Genomic DNA, 14,735 nt, shown 5'->3' on the forward strand with positions numbered 1-14,735 from the left:
CTTATTTGGCGGACTCTACAGCCTCAATCATGCGCACCACATCGACAGTCTCTGCGACGTCATGCACACGCAAAATACGCGCGCCCTTGGCCACTGCGAGCGCTGCAAGCGCAAGACCGCCATATAGCCGCTCGCCCACCGGGCGATTCAAGGCCAGCCCTATCATGCTCTTACGCGAAACACCGACCAACAAAGGCCGACCCAGCACATGCAAGGATTCCATGTGCTTAAACAGACTCAAATTGTGCTGTAACGTTTTGGCAAAACCAAAACCGGGGTCAAGGATGATCTTCTCGGGTGGAATTCCCACAGTGGCACATTGAGCAATACGCTCAGCAAGAAACCCACTGACCTCACCGACCAAGTCATTGTAATGAGGACTGTCCTGCATATTGCCGGGCTCCCCCAGCATATGCATCAAGCAGACCGGCAAACCGGTCGCCGCTGCCGCATCCAGTGCGCCATCCCGTTGAAGAGATCGCACATCATTGATCAGCCCCGCCCCTAAACGCGCTGTTTCGCGCATCACAGCCGGAGTCGATGTATCGACCGAGATGATCACATCCAGCTCACGTGCAATACGCTCGACGATCGGCGCCACCCGCTCCAGCTCCTCCAATGGAGAAACCACGCGAGCACCAGGCCGAGTCGACTCACCACCGACATCGATCAGCGTCGCCCCCGCAGCCACCATTGCTTCAGCGTGACGCAATGCAGCATCCGACTGGCTGAAGCGGCCACCATCGGAAAAGGAGTCGGGGGTTACGTTAAGAATACCCATCACATGAGTATGGGCCAAATCAAGAACCCGGCTGCCGCAAGGCAACCGGGTGGTAGAGGACAACGCAGAAGTCATTTCAAACCTTAGTGGTCAGCTGCCGGGCCGCCGATCGGGGTTTCAGGGCGCTCATTCTGTACCACTGGCGGGGTGCCCGAGGTACCCGAACCACCCTCCCAATCGCGAGGTTCACGCGGTGCGCGCCCGGCCATGATGTCGTCGATCTGGTCGGCATCAATGGTTTCATACTTCATCAGCGCATCAGCCATCGCATCCAGCTTGTCGCGATTGTCGGTCAGGATCTGCTTGGCCGTGCCATAGCACTGGTCGATGATGCTGCGCACTTCGGAGTCGATCAGCTTGGCTGTCTCGCCGGAGAAGCTGGCATTCTGACCACCACCGCCACGTCCCAGGAACACTTCGCCTTCTTCCTCGGCGTACATCAATGGGCCGAGTTTTTCGGACAAGCCCCACTTGGTCACCATGTTCCGCGCAATCTGGCTGGCACGCATGATGTCGTTGGAGGCGCCGGTGGTTACACCATCGAAACCAAGGGTCATTTCCTCAGCGATCCGACCACCGTACAGCGAGCAGATCTGGCTGATCAAGGCACGCTTGGAGAGGCTATAACGATCCTCTTCCGGCAGGAACATGGTGACACCCAGCGCCCGGCCACGAGGAATGATCGATACTTTGTAGACCGGATCGTGCTCAGGCACAACGCGACCGACAATAGCGTGACCGGCTTCGTGATAAGCGGTGTTCTGCTTCTCTTTTTCGGACATGACCATGGATTTGCGCTCTGCGCCCATCATGATCTTGTCTTTCGCCAGTTCGAACTCTTTCATTTCGACGATGCGCTTGCCGGTACGAGCAGCGAACAATGAAGCTTCGTTCACCAGGTTGGCCAAGTCAGCACCGGAGAAGCCTGGAGTACCACGAGCAATCACCGCCGGAGCGACGTCATCGCCCATCGGTACTTTGCGCATGTGCACTTTAAGGATCTGCTCGCGGCCCCGGATATCCGGCAGACCGACGACAACCTGACGGTCGAAACGCCCCGGACGCAACAGCGCAGGGTCCAGCACGTCCGGACGGTTGGTCGCGGCAATGACAATGATGCCGTCATTCATCTCAAAGCCATCCATCTCAACCAGCAACTGGTTGAGTGTCTGCTCACGCTCGTCATGACCGCCGCCCATGCCAGCACCACGATGGCGACCAACGGCGTCGATTTCGTCGATAAAGATGATGCATGGCGCGTGTTTCTTAGCCTGTTCGAACATATCGCGAACACGGCTGGCACCGACACCAACGAACATTTCGACGAAGTCGGAACCGGAAATGGTGAAGAACGGCACCTTCGCCTCGCCGGCAATCGCCTTGGCGAGCAAGGTTTTACCAGTACCTGGAGGACCTACCATCAGCACGCCACGAGGGATGCGACCACCCAGGCGCTGGAACTTGCCCGGATCACGCAGGAACTCGACCAGCTCACCCACTTCTTCCTTGGCTTCATCGCAACCGGCAACGTCAGCCAGTGTGGTTTTCACTTGGTCCTCGGAGAGCAGGCGCGCCTTGCTCTTGCCGAAGCTCATCGGCCCGCCCTTGCCTCCCGCGCCACCTTGCATCTGGCGCATGAAGAACATGAACACGGCGATAATCACCAGGATCGGGAAGCTCGCCACCAGGAGTTGAGTCCAGATGCTCTGCTGCTCAGGCTGCTTGCCTTCGACAACCACGTGGTTATCCACCAGGTCGCCGATCAGACCGTTATCCTGAATGGCCGGACGAATGGTCTTGAAGCTGTCGCCATCGTTGCGCTTGCCGGTGATCACGTAGCCATCAACCGCCACGCGCTCGACCTTGCCATCCTTAACTTGCTGGATGAAGTCGGAATAGTTGAGGGTCTGCGGCTCGTTAGGGCTGGAGAAGTTGTTCATCACCGTCACCAGGACAGCCGCGATGATCAACCACAGGATCAGATTCTTTGCCATATCGTTCAATTAACTACCCTCTGAAGCAAGCTCCGCTACTGGCGCGCGCTTCGCATGATATTCACCGGCCTAACTTACTACATTACCTACAACTCTGGCAGGCGCCGTCTGTAACCCTTTGTGAAACTTTGACTACACAATATTCGTAAAGCTTCGTGACGAAAGCGATATAAAAAAACCTATCGGCTCTCTTAAAAACCTCAAAGACGCTCATCACTGGCGGCGCCTTCGATACCGCGGAACCCCCGCGCCAACAGATACTGCTCGCGAGATCGGTCCCGGGAGGAGTCTGGTTTGCGCATCTGCACCTTGTCGAACAGCTTGCGGATGTTCTTGTGGTACTCGTCGAAACCTTCACCCTGGAAAACCTTGACCAGGAAATCACCACCCGGACGCAATACCCGCCCCGCCAGGTCCAGTGCCAACTCGCAGAGAAACATGGCTCGCGGCATATCAACAGCCGGTAATCCACTCATATTGGGGGCCATGTCGGAAATCACAAGGTCTACCTGCGAATTTCCCACAGCCTCCAATATCTCGGCCAGCACGGCATCCTGGGTAAAGTCGCCATGCACGAAGGTCACATCCGGGATGCTGTCCATCTCAAGGATGTCGGAAGCGATCAACCGGCCTTGCCCACCAATCAGACGACTGGCCACCTGGGACCAGCCACCCGGGGCAGCCCCGAGGTCGATCACGCTCATGCCGGGGCGAAACAATTTGTCTTTGTCCTGGAGCTCCAGCAGTTTGTAACTGGCCCGGGAACGATAGCCATCCTTTTGCGCCTTTTTGACGTAAGGATCGTTGAAATGCTCTTGCAGCCACTTAAGGCTAGTTTTGGAACGGGCCACGGGCCACCTCGAAAAATAAAACGGGTCGTGATTAACTGGGCGGTCCCGGACTCGCTCGGGTAAACTGGCCGCCGCTTTTTTACAAGATCAGACGCAGGGGTCAGATTATGCCGCTCACTCAAGAGCAGAAGAAACAGTACAAATCCATTGGCCACCATCTGAAACCAGTTCTGATTGTGGCAGACAACGGTTTGACTGAAGGTGTGTTAGCCGAATTTGAACGCGCACTGAACGATCATGAGCTGATCAAAATCAAGGTCAACATCCTTGATCGCGAAGCACGCCTGGCCGCCATTGCAGAACTGTGCAAGGTCGGTAAAGCGGACCTGGTTCAGGTCATCGGCAAGATGGCGCTGCTGTATCGCAAGAATTTCAGCGTCAACAAGCAATTGTCGAACGTTCATCGCTTCAAGTAACAAGGGTCACGGGCGCGCTTCGCGCGCCCCGCCACTCCACCCTGGCGCCGGCTGTAAAACCAGCACCAACCCGCAGAACCCTAGCACAAGATAGCTGAATAGCTGCCAGCGCAACGCTTCCGGCAACCATACATGCACCACGCAAAACATTGCGCATGCATACAGCGCCACCAACAGCAGTTGGCCGCGAATATCCCGCCATAAACTCCCCAAGCCTTCGGCCTTGATCAGCACCAGCACCTGGAGCGTCACGCACGCCGCCGCAAAATCCACCAGCAGCGCACTGAGCAATCCGTCGATCTCATCGATCAGCAACGGCGCCAGACCAATCAGGCCCAGCACCGGTAACACGCCAACATGAAACAGCCACAGGCCACCCACCCAAAGCATCTGGGCGAGTTGCCAAAGCATGGCGCCCACACTAAATGGGCGCCGTCTTTCAGATGTGACGAACTTCAACAATCTCGTACTCGATCACGCCACTTGGCGTTTTCACAGCCACCACATCACCCTCTTCCTTGGCAATCAAGGCACGGGCAATCGGCGAACCTACAGAGATCTTGCCCTGCTTGATGTCAGCTTCGTCCTCACCCACGATGTGGTAAGTCACGCTTTCATCGGTCTCGACGTTGGCGATTTCAACGGTGGTGCCGAAAATCACCTTACCCGTATGGGGAATGGTCGTCACATCGATGACCACCGAGTTCTGAAGACGGCCTTCGATATCGCGAATACGCGCCTCGACCATACCCTGCTGCTCACGAGCAGCGTGGTATTCGGCGTTCTCTTTCAAGTCACCCAGCTCACGGGCCGTACCGATGTCCTGGCTCAGCTTCGGACGGACGACCTTGGTCAGATGGGCGTGCTCCTCTTCCAGGGCCTTGAAACCCTGGACAGTCATGGGGTATTTGGTCATGCCTTCAATCCTGCGTGTAGATCCTGCAAGCGACGCACGGTCTTTTCCGGACCGAACTTGAGCGCTTCGCAGATGGCTTCGCCAGCAGCAATAGTCGTGGTGCAGTAGATCTTGTGCTGCAAGGCGTTACGACGGATGGAGTAAGAGTCCGCGATCGACTGGCGACCTTCGGTGGTGTTGATGATCAGAGTGACTTCGTCATTCTTGATCATGTCGACCACGTGCGGACGGCCTTCCGTCACCTTGTTCACGCGACGTACTTTCAGGCCCGCAGCCTCGATCAGCTTGGCGGTCCCGGCAGTGGCCACGACTTCGAAGCCCAAGTTGATCAGATCACGGGCCACGCCTGCAACCAGTGGCTTGTCATCATCACGCACGCTGATAAACGCAGTACCGCCGGTCGGCAGCACTTCGCTGGCACCCATCTGGGCCTTGGCGAACGCCTCACCGAAGGTATCGCCCACGCCCATCACTTCACCGGTGGACTTCATCTCTGGGCCCAGGATCGGGTCCACACCAGGGAATTTGGCGAATGGGAACACCGCCTCTTTCACGCTGTAGAAGTTCGGAATGATTTCCTGGGTGAAGCCGATTTCCTTCAGGGTCTTACCCGCCATCACGCGGGCAGCGATCATGGCCAGAGACACACCGATGCACTTGGAAACAAACGGTACGGTACGCGAAGCACGCGGGTTGACTTCGATGACGTAGATGTCCTCGCCTTGCAGCGCCAACTGTACGTTCATCAAGCCGACTACACCCAGCTCCAGGGCCATTTTCTTGACCTGCTCACGCATCACGTCCTGGATGTGTACCGGCAGCGAATAAGGCGGCAGCGAGCAAGCGGAGTCACCGGAGTGAACACCGGCCTGTTCGATGTGCTGCATGATCGCGCCGATCACCACGTCGGTACCGTCGCAAACAGCGTCCACGTCCATTTCGATGGCGCAGTTGAGGAAGTGGTCCAGCAGCACCGGGCTGTCGTTGGACACTTTCACCGCATCACGCAGGTAACGCTTGAGTTCTTCTTCTTCGTAGACGATTTCCATTGCACGACCGCCCAATACGTAGGACGGACGCACCACCAGCGGGTAGCCGATCTTGCTGGCCGCACGGATGGCTTCGTCTTCGCTGCGCACGGTGGCGTTTGGTGGCTGGCGCAGGTTCAGGCGCTCGACCATTTGCTGGAAGCGCTCACGGTCTTCAGCGCGGTCGATGGCGTCAGGGCTGGTACCGATGATCGGCACACCGGCAGCTTCCAGGGCACGCGCCAGCTTCAGCGGGGTTTGGCCGCCGTACTGGACGATCACGCCTTTAGGCTTCTCGACGCGCACGATTTCCAGCACGTCTTCCAAGGTCACTGGCTCGAAGTACAGGCGATCGGAGGTGTCGTAGTCGGTGGAAACGGTTTCCGGGTTGCAGTTGACCATGATGGTTTCGTAACCGTCTTCGCGCAGAGCGAGGGCGGCGTGCACGCAGCAGTAGTCGAACTCGATACCCTGGCCGATACGGTTCGGACCACCACCCAGGATCATGATCTTGTCGCGGCCCGACGGCGCAGCTTCGCACTCTTCCTCGTAGGTGGAGTACAGGTAGGCGGTGTCGGTGGAGAACTCGGCAGCACAGGTGTCAACGCGCTTGTAGACCGGGAAGATCTCCAGCTTGTGACGATGGGTGCGCAGGTTTTTCTCGGTCACACCCAGCAATTTGGCCAGGCGCTGGTCGGAGAACCCCTTGCGCTTGAGGCGGAACATCATGTCGCGGTCGATGCTGGCCAGGCCCAAGGTCTTGACCTTCTCTTCTTCCTTGATCAGATCTTCGATCTGGACCAGGAACCAAGGGTCAATCATGTTCATGCCGAAGATGTCTTCAACGCTCATGCCGGCACGGAAGGCGTCAGCCACGTACCAGATACGCTCGGCGCCCGGCACGGTCAGCTCGCGCTTGAGCACACTCATGCTTTCCGGGCTGGCCAGGTCGAGCTTCTCGTCCAGGCCGCAAACGCCCACTTCCAGGCCGCGCAGGGCTTTCTGCAGGGATTCCTGGAAGGTACGGCCGATGGCCATGACTTCACCCACAGACTTCATCTGAGTGGTCAGGCGCGCGTCGGCCTTGGCGAATTTTTCGAAAGCAAAACGTGGCAGCTTGGTCACGACGTAGTCGATGGACGGCTCGAAAGACGCCGGGGTCTTGCCGCCGGTGATGTCGTTCGACAACTCGTCCAGGGTATAACCCACTGCCAGCTTGGCCGCGACCTTGGCAATCGGGAAGCCGGTGGCTTTCGAAGCCAGGGCCGACGAACGCGATACACGCGGGTTCATTTCGATCACGACCATGCGGCCGGTGTTCGGGCAGATGCCGAACTGTACGTTGGAACCACCGGTTTCCACGCCGATCTCGCGCAGTACCGCCAGGGAGGCGTTACGCAGGATCTGGTATTCCTTGTCGGTCAGGGTCTGTGCCGGAGCCACGGTGATCGAGTCACCGGTGTGCACGCCCATCGGGTCGAAGTTTTCGATAGAGCAGACGATGATGCAGTTGTCCTTTTTATCGCGGACAACCTCCATCTCGTACTCTTTCCAACCGATCAGGGATTCGTCGATCAGCAGCTCTTTGGTCGGCGAAAGGTCCAGACCACGGGAGCAGATTTCTTCGAACTCTTCACGGTTGTAGGCGATACCGCCACCGGTGCCACCCATGGTGAAGGATGGACGGATGATGCACGGGAAACCTAGGGTCTCGAGGACCGCATTGGCTTCTTCCATGCTGTGGGCGATACCCGAACGCGGGCATGCCAGGCCGATGGACTTCATGGCCTTGTCGAAACGCGAACGGTCTTCAGCTTTGTCGATGGTGTCGGCATTGGCACCGATCATCTCTACGCCGAATTTCTCCAGGACGCCTTCGCGCTCCAGGTCCAGGGCGCAGTTCAGAGCAGTCTGGCCGCCCATGGTCGGCAACAGTGCGTCCGGACGCTCTTTCTCGATGATCTTGGCAACGGTCTGCCACTTGATCGGTTCGATGTAGGTAGCGTCGGCCATGGCCGGGTCGGTCATGATGGTGGCCGGGTTGGAGTTCACCAGGATGACGCGGTAACCCTCTTCGCGCAGTGCTTTACAAGCCTGGGCGCCGGAGTAGTCGAATTCGCAGGCCTGGCCGATCACGATCGGGCCGGCGCCGAGAATCAGGATGCTTTTTATGTCTGTACGTTTTGGCATGGGTTTGTCACTCAAATCCGCAGGTCAGTCGGCAAGCCGTCTTGAACAATCTTTGAAGCGCCTGCAGGGGCCACCGAGGTCCGGGGCCGCCCGCAAGCCGCTCAGTCAGCGTCGCTTGGCCATCTCATTGATGAAACGGTCGAACAGCGGCGCGACGTCGTTCGGGCCCGGGCTGGCCTCAGGGTGGCCCTGGAAGCTGAACGCGCTCTTGTCGGTGCGCTCGATACCCTGCAGGGAACCGTCGAACAGCGACTTGTGAATAGCGCGAACATTGCTCGGCAAGGTTGCCTCATCCACCGCAAAACCGTGGTTCTGGCTGGTGATCATCACAACGCCAGTGTCCAGGTCTTGTACCGGGTGGTTGGCACCGTGGTGGCCGTGGCCCATTTTCAGGGTCTTGGCGCCGGAGGCCAGGGCCAGCAGCTGGTGGCCCAGGCAGATACCGAATACAGGAATCTCGGTTTCCAGCACGTCCTTGATCGCCTGGATAGCGTAGTCGCATGGCTCGGGGTCACCCGGGCCGTTGGACAGGAATACGCCATCCGGTTGCAGAGCGAGCACATCGCTGGCCGGGGTTTGCGCCGGAACCACCGTCACGCGGCAGCCGCGCTCGACCAGCATGCGCAGGATGTTGTACTTGACGCCGTAGTCGTAGGCCACTACGTGGTAAGGCAACTCAGCGGCTTCGATGGTCGCATGGTCATCAGTCTTCAAATCCCAGACCGTGGAGCGCCACTCGTACTTCTCTTTGACGCTGACGACCTTCGCCAGGTCCATGCCTTTCAGGCCAGGGAAACCTTGCGCCGCGGCAATCGCCGCCTCTTCGGAGATATTGTCACCGACCATGATGCAGCCGTTCTGCGAGCCTTTTTCACGCAGGATGCGTGTGAGGCGGCGAGTGTCGATACCGGCGATCGCCACAACGTTGTTGGCTTTCAGGTAATCGGACAGCGACATCGTATTACGCCAGTTGCTCGCAACCAGTGGCAGGTCACGAATCACCAGACCCGCCGACCAGACACGATCAGACTCGACATCTTCCGGTGTAGTACCGGTGTTGCCGATGTGCGGATAGGTCAGGGTAACGATCTGCTGGGCGTAGGAAGGATCAGTAAGGATTTCCTGATAGCCGGTCATGGCAGTGTTGAACACTACCTCTCCAACGGTTTGACCGTCGGCTCCAATGGCATCGCCGCGAAAAATGCTGCCATCAGCAAGGGCGAGTATGGCTGGCTTAGTCAAGAAGACCTCCCGTAAATAAAGCCTGAAAGGGCGATCGCAGGTTGTAAAAAAGCGGAGTGACGTATGGACACGTCACCCCGCTTGTTCACTGAATTATTCTGCGCGCTTTTAGTGGACACACTAAAGCTGTAGCTTACAGAAAAAGGCTTTTTGGGTCCACCGCTAATGAGCCTTAAAGGCAGGGGAATGCGACAGGACGTCGCCTAGCGGGTAAAAACGGGGCCTAAGCATAAGCTTGAGCCCCCCTTTTAGCTACTGATTAGTGCAGATCCAGCACGTCACGCATGTCGTAAAGGCCAGGCTCACGCCCTTCCAGCCAAAGCGCGGCACGCACCGCGCCCTTGGCGAACGTCATACGGCTGGACGCTTTGTGAGTGATTTCCAGGCGCTCGCCTTCAGCGGCGAACAACACAGTGTGATCTCCCACCACATCACCGCCGCGAACCGTGGCAAACCCGATGGTGTCATGCGCGCGCGCACCGGTATGGCCTTCACGACCGTAAACGGCGACTTTCGACAAATCACGCCCCAACGCATCGGCAATTGCCTCACCCATACGCAGCGCGGTACCGGACGGCGCATCGATCTTGTGGCGATGATGAGTCTCGATAATCTCGATATCCGCCTCATCACCCAGCACGCGAGCCGCCAGATCCAGCAGCTTGAGCGAAAGGTTCACACCCACGCTGAAATTGGCGGCGAAGACGATAGGAATATCCTTGCCCGCCTCCACCAACAACTGCTTCTGCTCGGCACTCAAGCCCGTGGTACCGATCACCATGGCCTTGCCGGCCTTGCGGCAGAACGCCAGGTTCTTCAGCATCACGTCCGGCAGGGTGAAATCGATCAATACGTCGAACTCGTCAGCCACCTGTTCCAGGTTGCCGGACAGCGAAACGCCGATACGCCCCAACGAGGCCAGCTCACCGGCATCCGCACCGATCAATGTGCTACCGGGGCGCACGATGGCCGCGGTCAGCCCAGAAGCCGGCGAGCGCTGCTGCACCGCCTCGACCAGCGCCTTGCCCATGCGCCCTGCAGCGCCCATTACGGCTATACGTCGCATACTCACTTCCTTACAGGTCGCCGAAGAAGCGCTTCACGCCATCGAAAAAGCCAGTGGTCTTCGGAGAGTGGGAGTGATCCCCCTCCAACGAACTGCGGAATTCTTCAAGCAATTCACGCTGACGGCGATTCAGGTTGACCGGCGTTTCCACCGCCACGCGGCACATCAGGTCACCGGCGCCACCGCCGCGCACCGGCGCAACGCCTTTGCCACGGATGCGGAACTGTTTGCCGGTCTGTGTGCCTTCAGGAATCTTGAGTTTCACACGCCCATCAAGCGTCGGAATCTCGATCTCGCCACCCAAAGCCGCATCGACAAAACTGATCGGCACTTCACAGAACAGGTGCTTGCCATCACGCTGGAAGATCGAGTGCTCACGCACGTTGATCACCACGTACAAGTCCCCCGTAGGGCCGCCCTGAGTACCCGCCTCGCCCTCGCCCGACAGGCGAATACGATCACCGGTATCCACACCCGCCGGCACTTTCACCGACAGGGTCTTGTACTCTTCGACACGCCCTTCGCCGTGGCAGGAGTCGCACGGGTCGGAAATGATCTTGCCCTGGCCATGGCAGCGCGGGCAGGTCTGCTGCACCGAGAAGAAACCTTGCTGCATGCGTACCTGGCCGATACCCCCACAGGTCGGGCAAGTAATCGGCGAGGAGCCCTTCTTGGCACCCGAGCCATCACACGGCTTGCAGTTGACCAGCGTCGGCACACGAATGTTGACACTGGTACCGCGTACGGCTTCTTCCAGGTTCAGTTCCAGGGTGTAGCGCAGATCGCTGCCGCGCTGGGCACCGCCACGCTGGCCACCACGACCACCACCAAAGAAGTCGCTGAAGACATCGCCGAAGATATCGGAGAAGTTCTGACCACCAAAACCGGCGCCACCACCGCCCATGCTCGGATCGACGCCGGCATGGCCGTACTGGTCGTAGGCCGCACGCTTGTTAGGATCAGATAGGCATTCGTAGGCTTCGTTGGCCTCTTTGAACAGTTCTTCGGATTCCTTGCTATCCGGATTACGGTCCGGGTGATGCTTCATCGCCAGGCGACGGTAGGCCTTCTTCAGGTCCGACTCGCTGGAGCTGCGCTCCACACCCAATACTTCGTAATAGTCACGCTTTGCCATAAGTCTTTGCACTCTTAAGGACGTTCAGCCAGACCCTCCTGAGCCTTGCCAAACTCGTTGAGCCCCAATACAGGCCCGGACCCAACTCACGTCAATTCAACGATCCTGGTCATTACTACTTTTTAACCGGAGCCCCGATCAAAAACGCGGTATTTACTGCTCGGGAAGCAGGAGCATTCCCGGTCACACCGCCAGCATCCGAACGCTGTCGCATGCTGTAAAAATTCGCGTACCCCAGACACGCCAACGCGGGAGCAAGCTCCCGCGCGGCGACATCCTACCAGTCACCGCTTGATAGCGGTCAACCGGACGACCAACTTACTTGTTGTCTTTGACTTCTTCGAACTCAGCATCGACAACGTCGTCATGCTTGGCTTCAGGCTCAGCGTGTTGCGCGCCGCCTTCAGGCTGGGCCTGTTGTTCGGCGTACATTTTCTGAGCGACTGGCGCGGAGACCTTCGACAGCTCTTCGATCTTGGCTTCGATGGCAGCCTTGTCGTCGCCTTTGACAGCGGCTTCCAGGGCAACCACGGCAGCTTCGATTGCAGTTTTCTCTTCAGCAGTCACTTTATCGCCAGCATCAGCGACCATTTTGCGGGTCGAGTGAACCAGGGCATCGCCTTGGTTACGCGCACCGGCCAATTCTGCAAACTTGGCGTCCGCGTCGGCATTGGCTTCGGCATCACGAATCATCTGTTGAATTTCTTCATCAGACAGGCCGGAGTTGGCCTTGATGGTGATCTTCTGCTCTTTGCCGGTCGCCTTGTCTTTCGCACCGACGTGCAGGATACCGTTGGCGTCGATGTCGAAGGTCACTTCGATTTGTGGCACGCCACGTGGTGCTGGTGGAATCTCGGACAGGTCGAACTTGCCCAGGGATTTGTTCTGTGCAGCCTGCTTACGCTCACCTTGCAGCACGTGAATAGTCACGGCGCCCTGGTTGTCGTCGGCAGTCGAGAACACTTGCGATTTCTTGGTAGGAATCGTGGTGTTTTTCTCGATCAGTGCAGTCATCACGCCGCCCATGGTTTCGATACCCAGGGTCAGCGGGCTGACGTCCAGCAGCAGTACGTCTTTCACGTCACCAGCCAGTACCGCGCCCTGAATAGCAGCACCCATGGCAACCGCTTCGTCCGGGTTCACGTCTTTACGTGCTTCCTTGCCGAAGAACTCGGTGACTTTCTGCTGTACCAGTGGCATACGGGTCTGACCGCCCACCAGGATCACGTCGTTGATGGAGCCAACGTCGATACCTGCGTCTTTCAGGGCGATGCGGCAAGGTTCGATGGTGCGCTGAACCAGGTCTTCAACCAGCGCTTCCAACTTGGCGCGCGAGATCTTCACGTTCAAGTGCTTCGGACCGGTGGCGTCTGCAGTGATGTACGGCAGGTTCACGTCGGTCGACATGCTCGAGGACAGCTCGATCTTGGCTTTCTCAGCGGCTTCTTTCAGGCGCTGCATGGCCAGCGGGTCACCCTTGAGGTTCATGCCGCTTTCTTTCTTGAATTCGTCAACCAGGTAGTCGATCAGACGAATGTCAAAGTCTTCACCACCCAGGAACGTATCACCGTTGGTGGCCAACACTTCGAACTGGTGCTCGCCGTCGACTTCCGCGATCTCGATCACGGAAACGTCGAAGGTACCGCCACCCAGGTCATAAACGATCACAGTGTGGTCGCCTTTGGCCTTGTCCATACCGTAGGCCAGAGCCGCCGCGGTAGGTTCGTTGATGATACGTTTTACATCCAGGCCCGCGATGCGGCCGGCGTCTTTGGTCGCCTGGCGCTGGCTGTCGTTGAAGTAGGCCGGAACGGTGATCACCGCTTCAGTCACGGTTTCACCCAGGTAATCTTCGGCAGTCTTCTTCATCTTTTTCAAGACTTCAGCCGAGATTTGCGGTGCAGACATCTTGTTGCCGTTTACTTCAACCCAGGCGTCACCGTTGTCAGCCTTGGCGATTTTGTAAGGCACCATCTTGATGTCTTTCTGTACGACTTCTTCGTCGAACTTACGACCGATCAGACGTTTTACCGCATACAGCGTGTTATGCGGGTTAGTCACGGCCTGACGCTTGGCCGACTGGCCGACGAGGATTTCACCGTCGTTGGCGTATGCAATGATCGACGGCGTGGTACGCGCGCCTTCGGCGTTTTCAATGACTTTTGCAACGCCGTTTTCCAGCACGGAGACGCAGGAGTTGGTAGTCCCCAGGTCGATACCGATAATTTTGCCCATGATTTACTCTCCCGAAACTTGAATTTGGATGCCGCAGCAGTGGTGGCTAACCGCGGTAGCACTTAAACGCTTGACTTATAGATGGGGCCGTTGCGACTGATTTCAAGCCTGCTCATCAATAGAAGGTGAAACGGGTGCAGGAGCCTTGCTCACCACCACCATTGCCGGGCGCAGCAAGCGACCGTTAAGCAGATAACCCTTCTGGAACACTTTCAACACACTGTTAGGCTCAAGGTCATGGCTCTCTTGCATGGCCATGGCTTGGTGATGCTCGGCGTTGAACGGCTCGCCGCCTTGTGGATCGATCGCTTCCAACTGATAACGCTTCAGGGTGTCCTGGAACATTTTCAGGGTCAGCTCGATCCCTTCACGCATCGCACGGATGTTTTCGTCGTCCGGGTTGGACAGCTCAAGGCCGCGTTCCAGGCTGTCGATAATCGGCAGCAAGTCGCCGGCAAATTTTTCCAGCGCGAACTTGTGAGCCTTTTCTACATCCTGCTCGGCACGGCGGCGGACGTTCTGCAGATCGGCGGCAACACGCAAAGACTGATCCTGCGCAGCGGCCAATTGCTCTTCAAGCACTTGTACACGAATTGCCAGCTCATCGCCGACAGCCGAATTGGCGTCTGGAGTTTGCGTATCCTGCGTCTGTTCGTCAGCCATAGATTTCTCCTTTCAAAATCATGCGCGAACTCGACTCGCGCTTCTGTTCCGGTATATGGGGTCACAATTTCCAGGTTCAAGGGCGCAGGCGTTACCAAAAGTCTTTCACAGGCCCGGGAGCATTTCCGTCGCATTCATTCCGTATCGCACTAAGAAAAAACAATACTCAAGCAAATCGAGCTAAGCGCCAGGATTGTCAGGCCCGAACGAAACACTGT

At 57.7% G+C, this 14,735-nt stretch carries 12 protein-coding genes; 1 reads left to right on the plus strand and 11 read right to left on the minus strand.

Annotation, left to right across the window (positions count from 1 at the left end):
* Nucleotide 1: 1 nt before the first annotated feature.
* The 3 genes from folP to rlmE all read right to left on the minus strand — a co-directional run bounded on the left by folP (nt 2) and on the right by rlmE (nt 3,626).
* Nucleotides 2-856: a dihydropteroate synthase gene (gene folP, locus DK870_RS07650; RefSeq protein ID WP_161548376.1), complete on the minus strand. Its 855-nt coding sequence runs from the start codon at nt 854-856 to the stop codon at nt 2-4.
* Nucleotides 857-864: 8 nt separating this feature from the next.
* Nucleotides 865-2,775: an ATP-dependent zinc metalloprotease FtsH gene (gene ftsH / locus DK870_RS07655; protein WP_027605365.1), complete on the minus strand. Its 1,911-nt coding sequence runs from the start codon at nt 2,773-2,775 to the stop codon at nt 865-867.
* 200 nt (nt 2,776-2,975) lie between these two features.
* Nucleotides 2,976-3,626, minus strand: coding sequence for a 23S rRNA (uridine(2552)-2'-O)-methyltransferase RlmE (gene rlmE, locus DK870_RS07660; RefSeq protein ID WP_010206606.1), 651 nt, complete (start codon nt 3,624-3,626; stop codon nt 2,976-2,978).
* A gap of 107 nt (nt 3,627-3,733) precedes the next feature.
* Here rlmE and DK870_RS07665 point away from each other — a divergent pair, with 107 nt between their 5' ends.
* Nucleotides 3,734-4,042 carry a YhbY family RNA-binding protein gene (locus DK870_RS07665; RefSeq protein ID WP_010206607.1) on the plus strand — a complete coding sequence of 103 codons (309 nt, stop codon included), beginning with the start codon at nt 3,734-3,736 and terminating at the stop codon, nt 4,040-4,042.
* A gap of 6 nt (nt 4,043-4,048) precedes the next feature.
* Here the strand turns inward: DK870_RS07665 and DK870_RS07670 are convergent, their stop codons facing one another.
* The 8 genes from DK870_RS07670 to grpE form a co-directional block, all read right to left on the minus strand.
* Complete coding sequence (locus tag DK870_RS07670) at nt 4,049-4,453, minus strand: hypothetical protein (RefSeq protein WP_060752267.1); 405 nt, start codon at nt 4,451-4,453, stop codon at nt 4,049-4,051.
* A gap of 28 nt (nt 4,454-4,481) precedes the next feature.
* Nucleotides 4,482-4,958 carry a transcription elongation factor GreA gene (gene greA / locus DK870_RS07675; RefSeq protein ID WP_060752268.1) on the minus strand — a complete coding sequence of 159 codons (477 nt, stop codon included), beginning with the start codon at nt 4,956-4,958 and terminating at the stop codon, nt 4,482-4,484.
* Nucleotides 4,955-8,176, minus strand: coding sequence for a carbamoyl-phosphate synthase large subunit (carB, locus tag DK870_RS07680; protein WP_090365780.1), 3,222 nt, complete (start codon nt 8,174-8,176; stop codon nt 4,955-4,957). The genes greA and carB overlap by 4 nt, the downstream gene beginning before the upstream one ends.
* Nucleotides 8,177-8,281: 105 nt before the next feature.
* Nucleotides 8,282-9,418, minus strand: a complete 1,137-nt coding sequence (carA, locus tag DK870_RS07685) for a glutamine-hydrolyzing carbamoyl-phosphate synthase small subunit (RefSeq protein WP_090365778.1) — start codon at nt 9,416-9,418, stop codon at nt 8,282-8,284.
* A 259-nt stretch (nt 9,419-9,677) separates the two neighbouring features.
* Nucleotides 9,678-10,484: a 4-hydroxy-tetrahydrodipicolinate reductase gene (dapB, locus tag DK870_RS07690; protein WP_161548377.1), complete on the minus strand. Its 807-nt coding sequence runs from the start codon at nt 10,482-10,484 to the stop codon at nt 9,678-9,680.
* Between the two features lie 10 nt (nt 10,485-10,494).
* The gene (dnaJ, locus tag DK870_RS07695; protein WP_060752272.1) at nt 10,495-11,619 is read right to left on the minus strand and encodes a molecular chaperone DnaJ; all 1,125 of its coding nucleotides are present in this window, start codon (nt 11,617-11,619) and stop codon (nt 10,495-10,497) included.
* A gap of 318 nt (nt 11,620-11,937) precedes the next feature.
* Nucleotides 11,938-13,854, minus strand: coding sequence for a molecular chaperone DnaK (dnaK, locus tag DK870_RS07700; protein WP_060752273.1), 1,917 nt, complete (start codon nt 13,852-13,854; stop codon nt 11,938-11,940).
* A 102-nt stretch (nt 13,855-13,956) separates the two neighbouring features.
* Nucleotides 13,957-14,517 (minus strand): nucleotide exchange factor GrpE, encoded by a 561-nt coding sequence (gene grpE / locus DK870_RS07705; RefSeq protein WP_161548378.1) that lies wholly within the window; start codon nt 14,515-14,517, stop codon nt 13,957-13,959.
* Between the last annotated feature and the right edge of the window lie 218 nt (nt 14,518-14,735).

This window comes from Pseudomonas sp. Q1 (assembly GCF_009935975.1).
GTDB lineage: Bacteria > Pseudomonadota > Gammaproteobacteria > Pseudomonadales > Pseudomonadaceae > Aquipseudomonas > Aquipseudomonas palleroniana.

Bases quoted from the DNA above. Each gene is read 5' to 3' on its own strand.
- folP (WP_161548376.1), bottom strand. From the start codon at position 856: ATGACTTCTGCGTTGTCCTCTACCACCCGGTTGCCTTGCGGCAGCCGG.
- ftsH (WP_027605365.1), bottom strand. From the start codon at position 2,775: ATGGCAAAGAATCTGATCCTGTGGTTGATCATCGCGGCTGTCCTGGTG.
- DK870_RS07665 (WP_010206607.1), top strand. From the start codon at position 3,734: ATGCCGCTCACTCAAGAGCAGAAGAAACAGTACAAATCCATTGGCCAC.
- DK870_RS07670 (WP_060752267.1), bottom strand. From the start codon at position 4,453: ATGCTTTGGCAACTCGCCCAGATGCTTTGGGTGGGTGGCCTGTGGCTG.
- greA (WP_060752268.1), bottom strand. From the start codon at position 4,958: ATGACCAAATACCCCATGACTGTCCAGGGTTTCAAGGCCCTGGAAGAG.
- carB (WP_090365780.1), bottom strand. From the start codon at position 8,176: ATGCCAAAACGTACAGACATAAAAAGCATCCTGATTCTCGGCGCCGGC.
- dapB (WP_161548377.1), bottom strand. From the start codon at position 10,484: ATGCGACGTATAGCCGTAATGGGCGCTGCAGGGCGCATGGGCAAGGCG.
- dnaJ (WP_060752272.1), bottom strand. From the start codon at position 11,619: ATGGCAAAGCGTGACTATTACGAAGTATTGGGTGTGGAGCGCAGCTCC.
- dnaK (WP_060752273.1), bottom strand. From the start codon at position 13,854: ATGGGCAAAATTATCGGTATCGACCTGGGGACTACCAACTCCTGCGTC.
- grpE (WP_161548378.1), bottom strand. From the start codon at position 14,517: ATGGCTGACGAACAGACGCAGGATACGCAAACTCCAGACGCCAATTCG.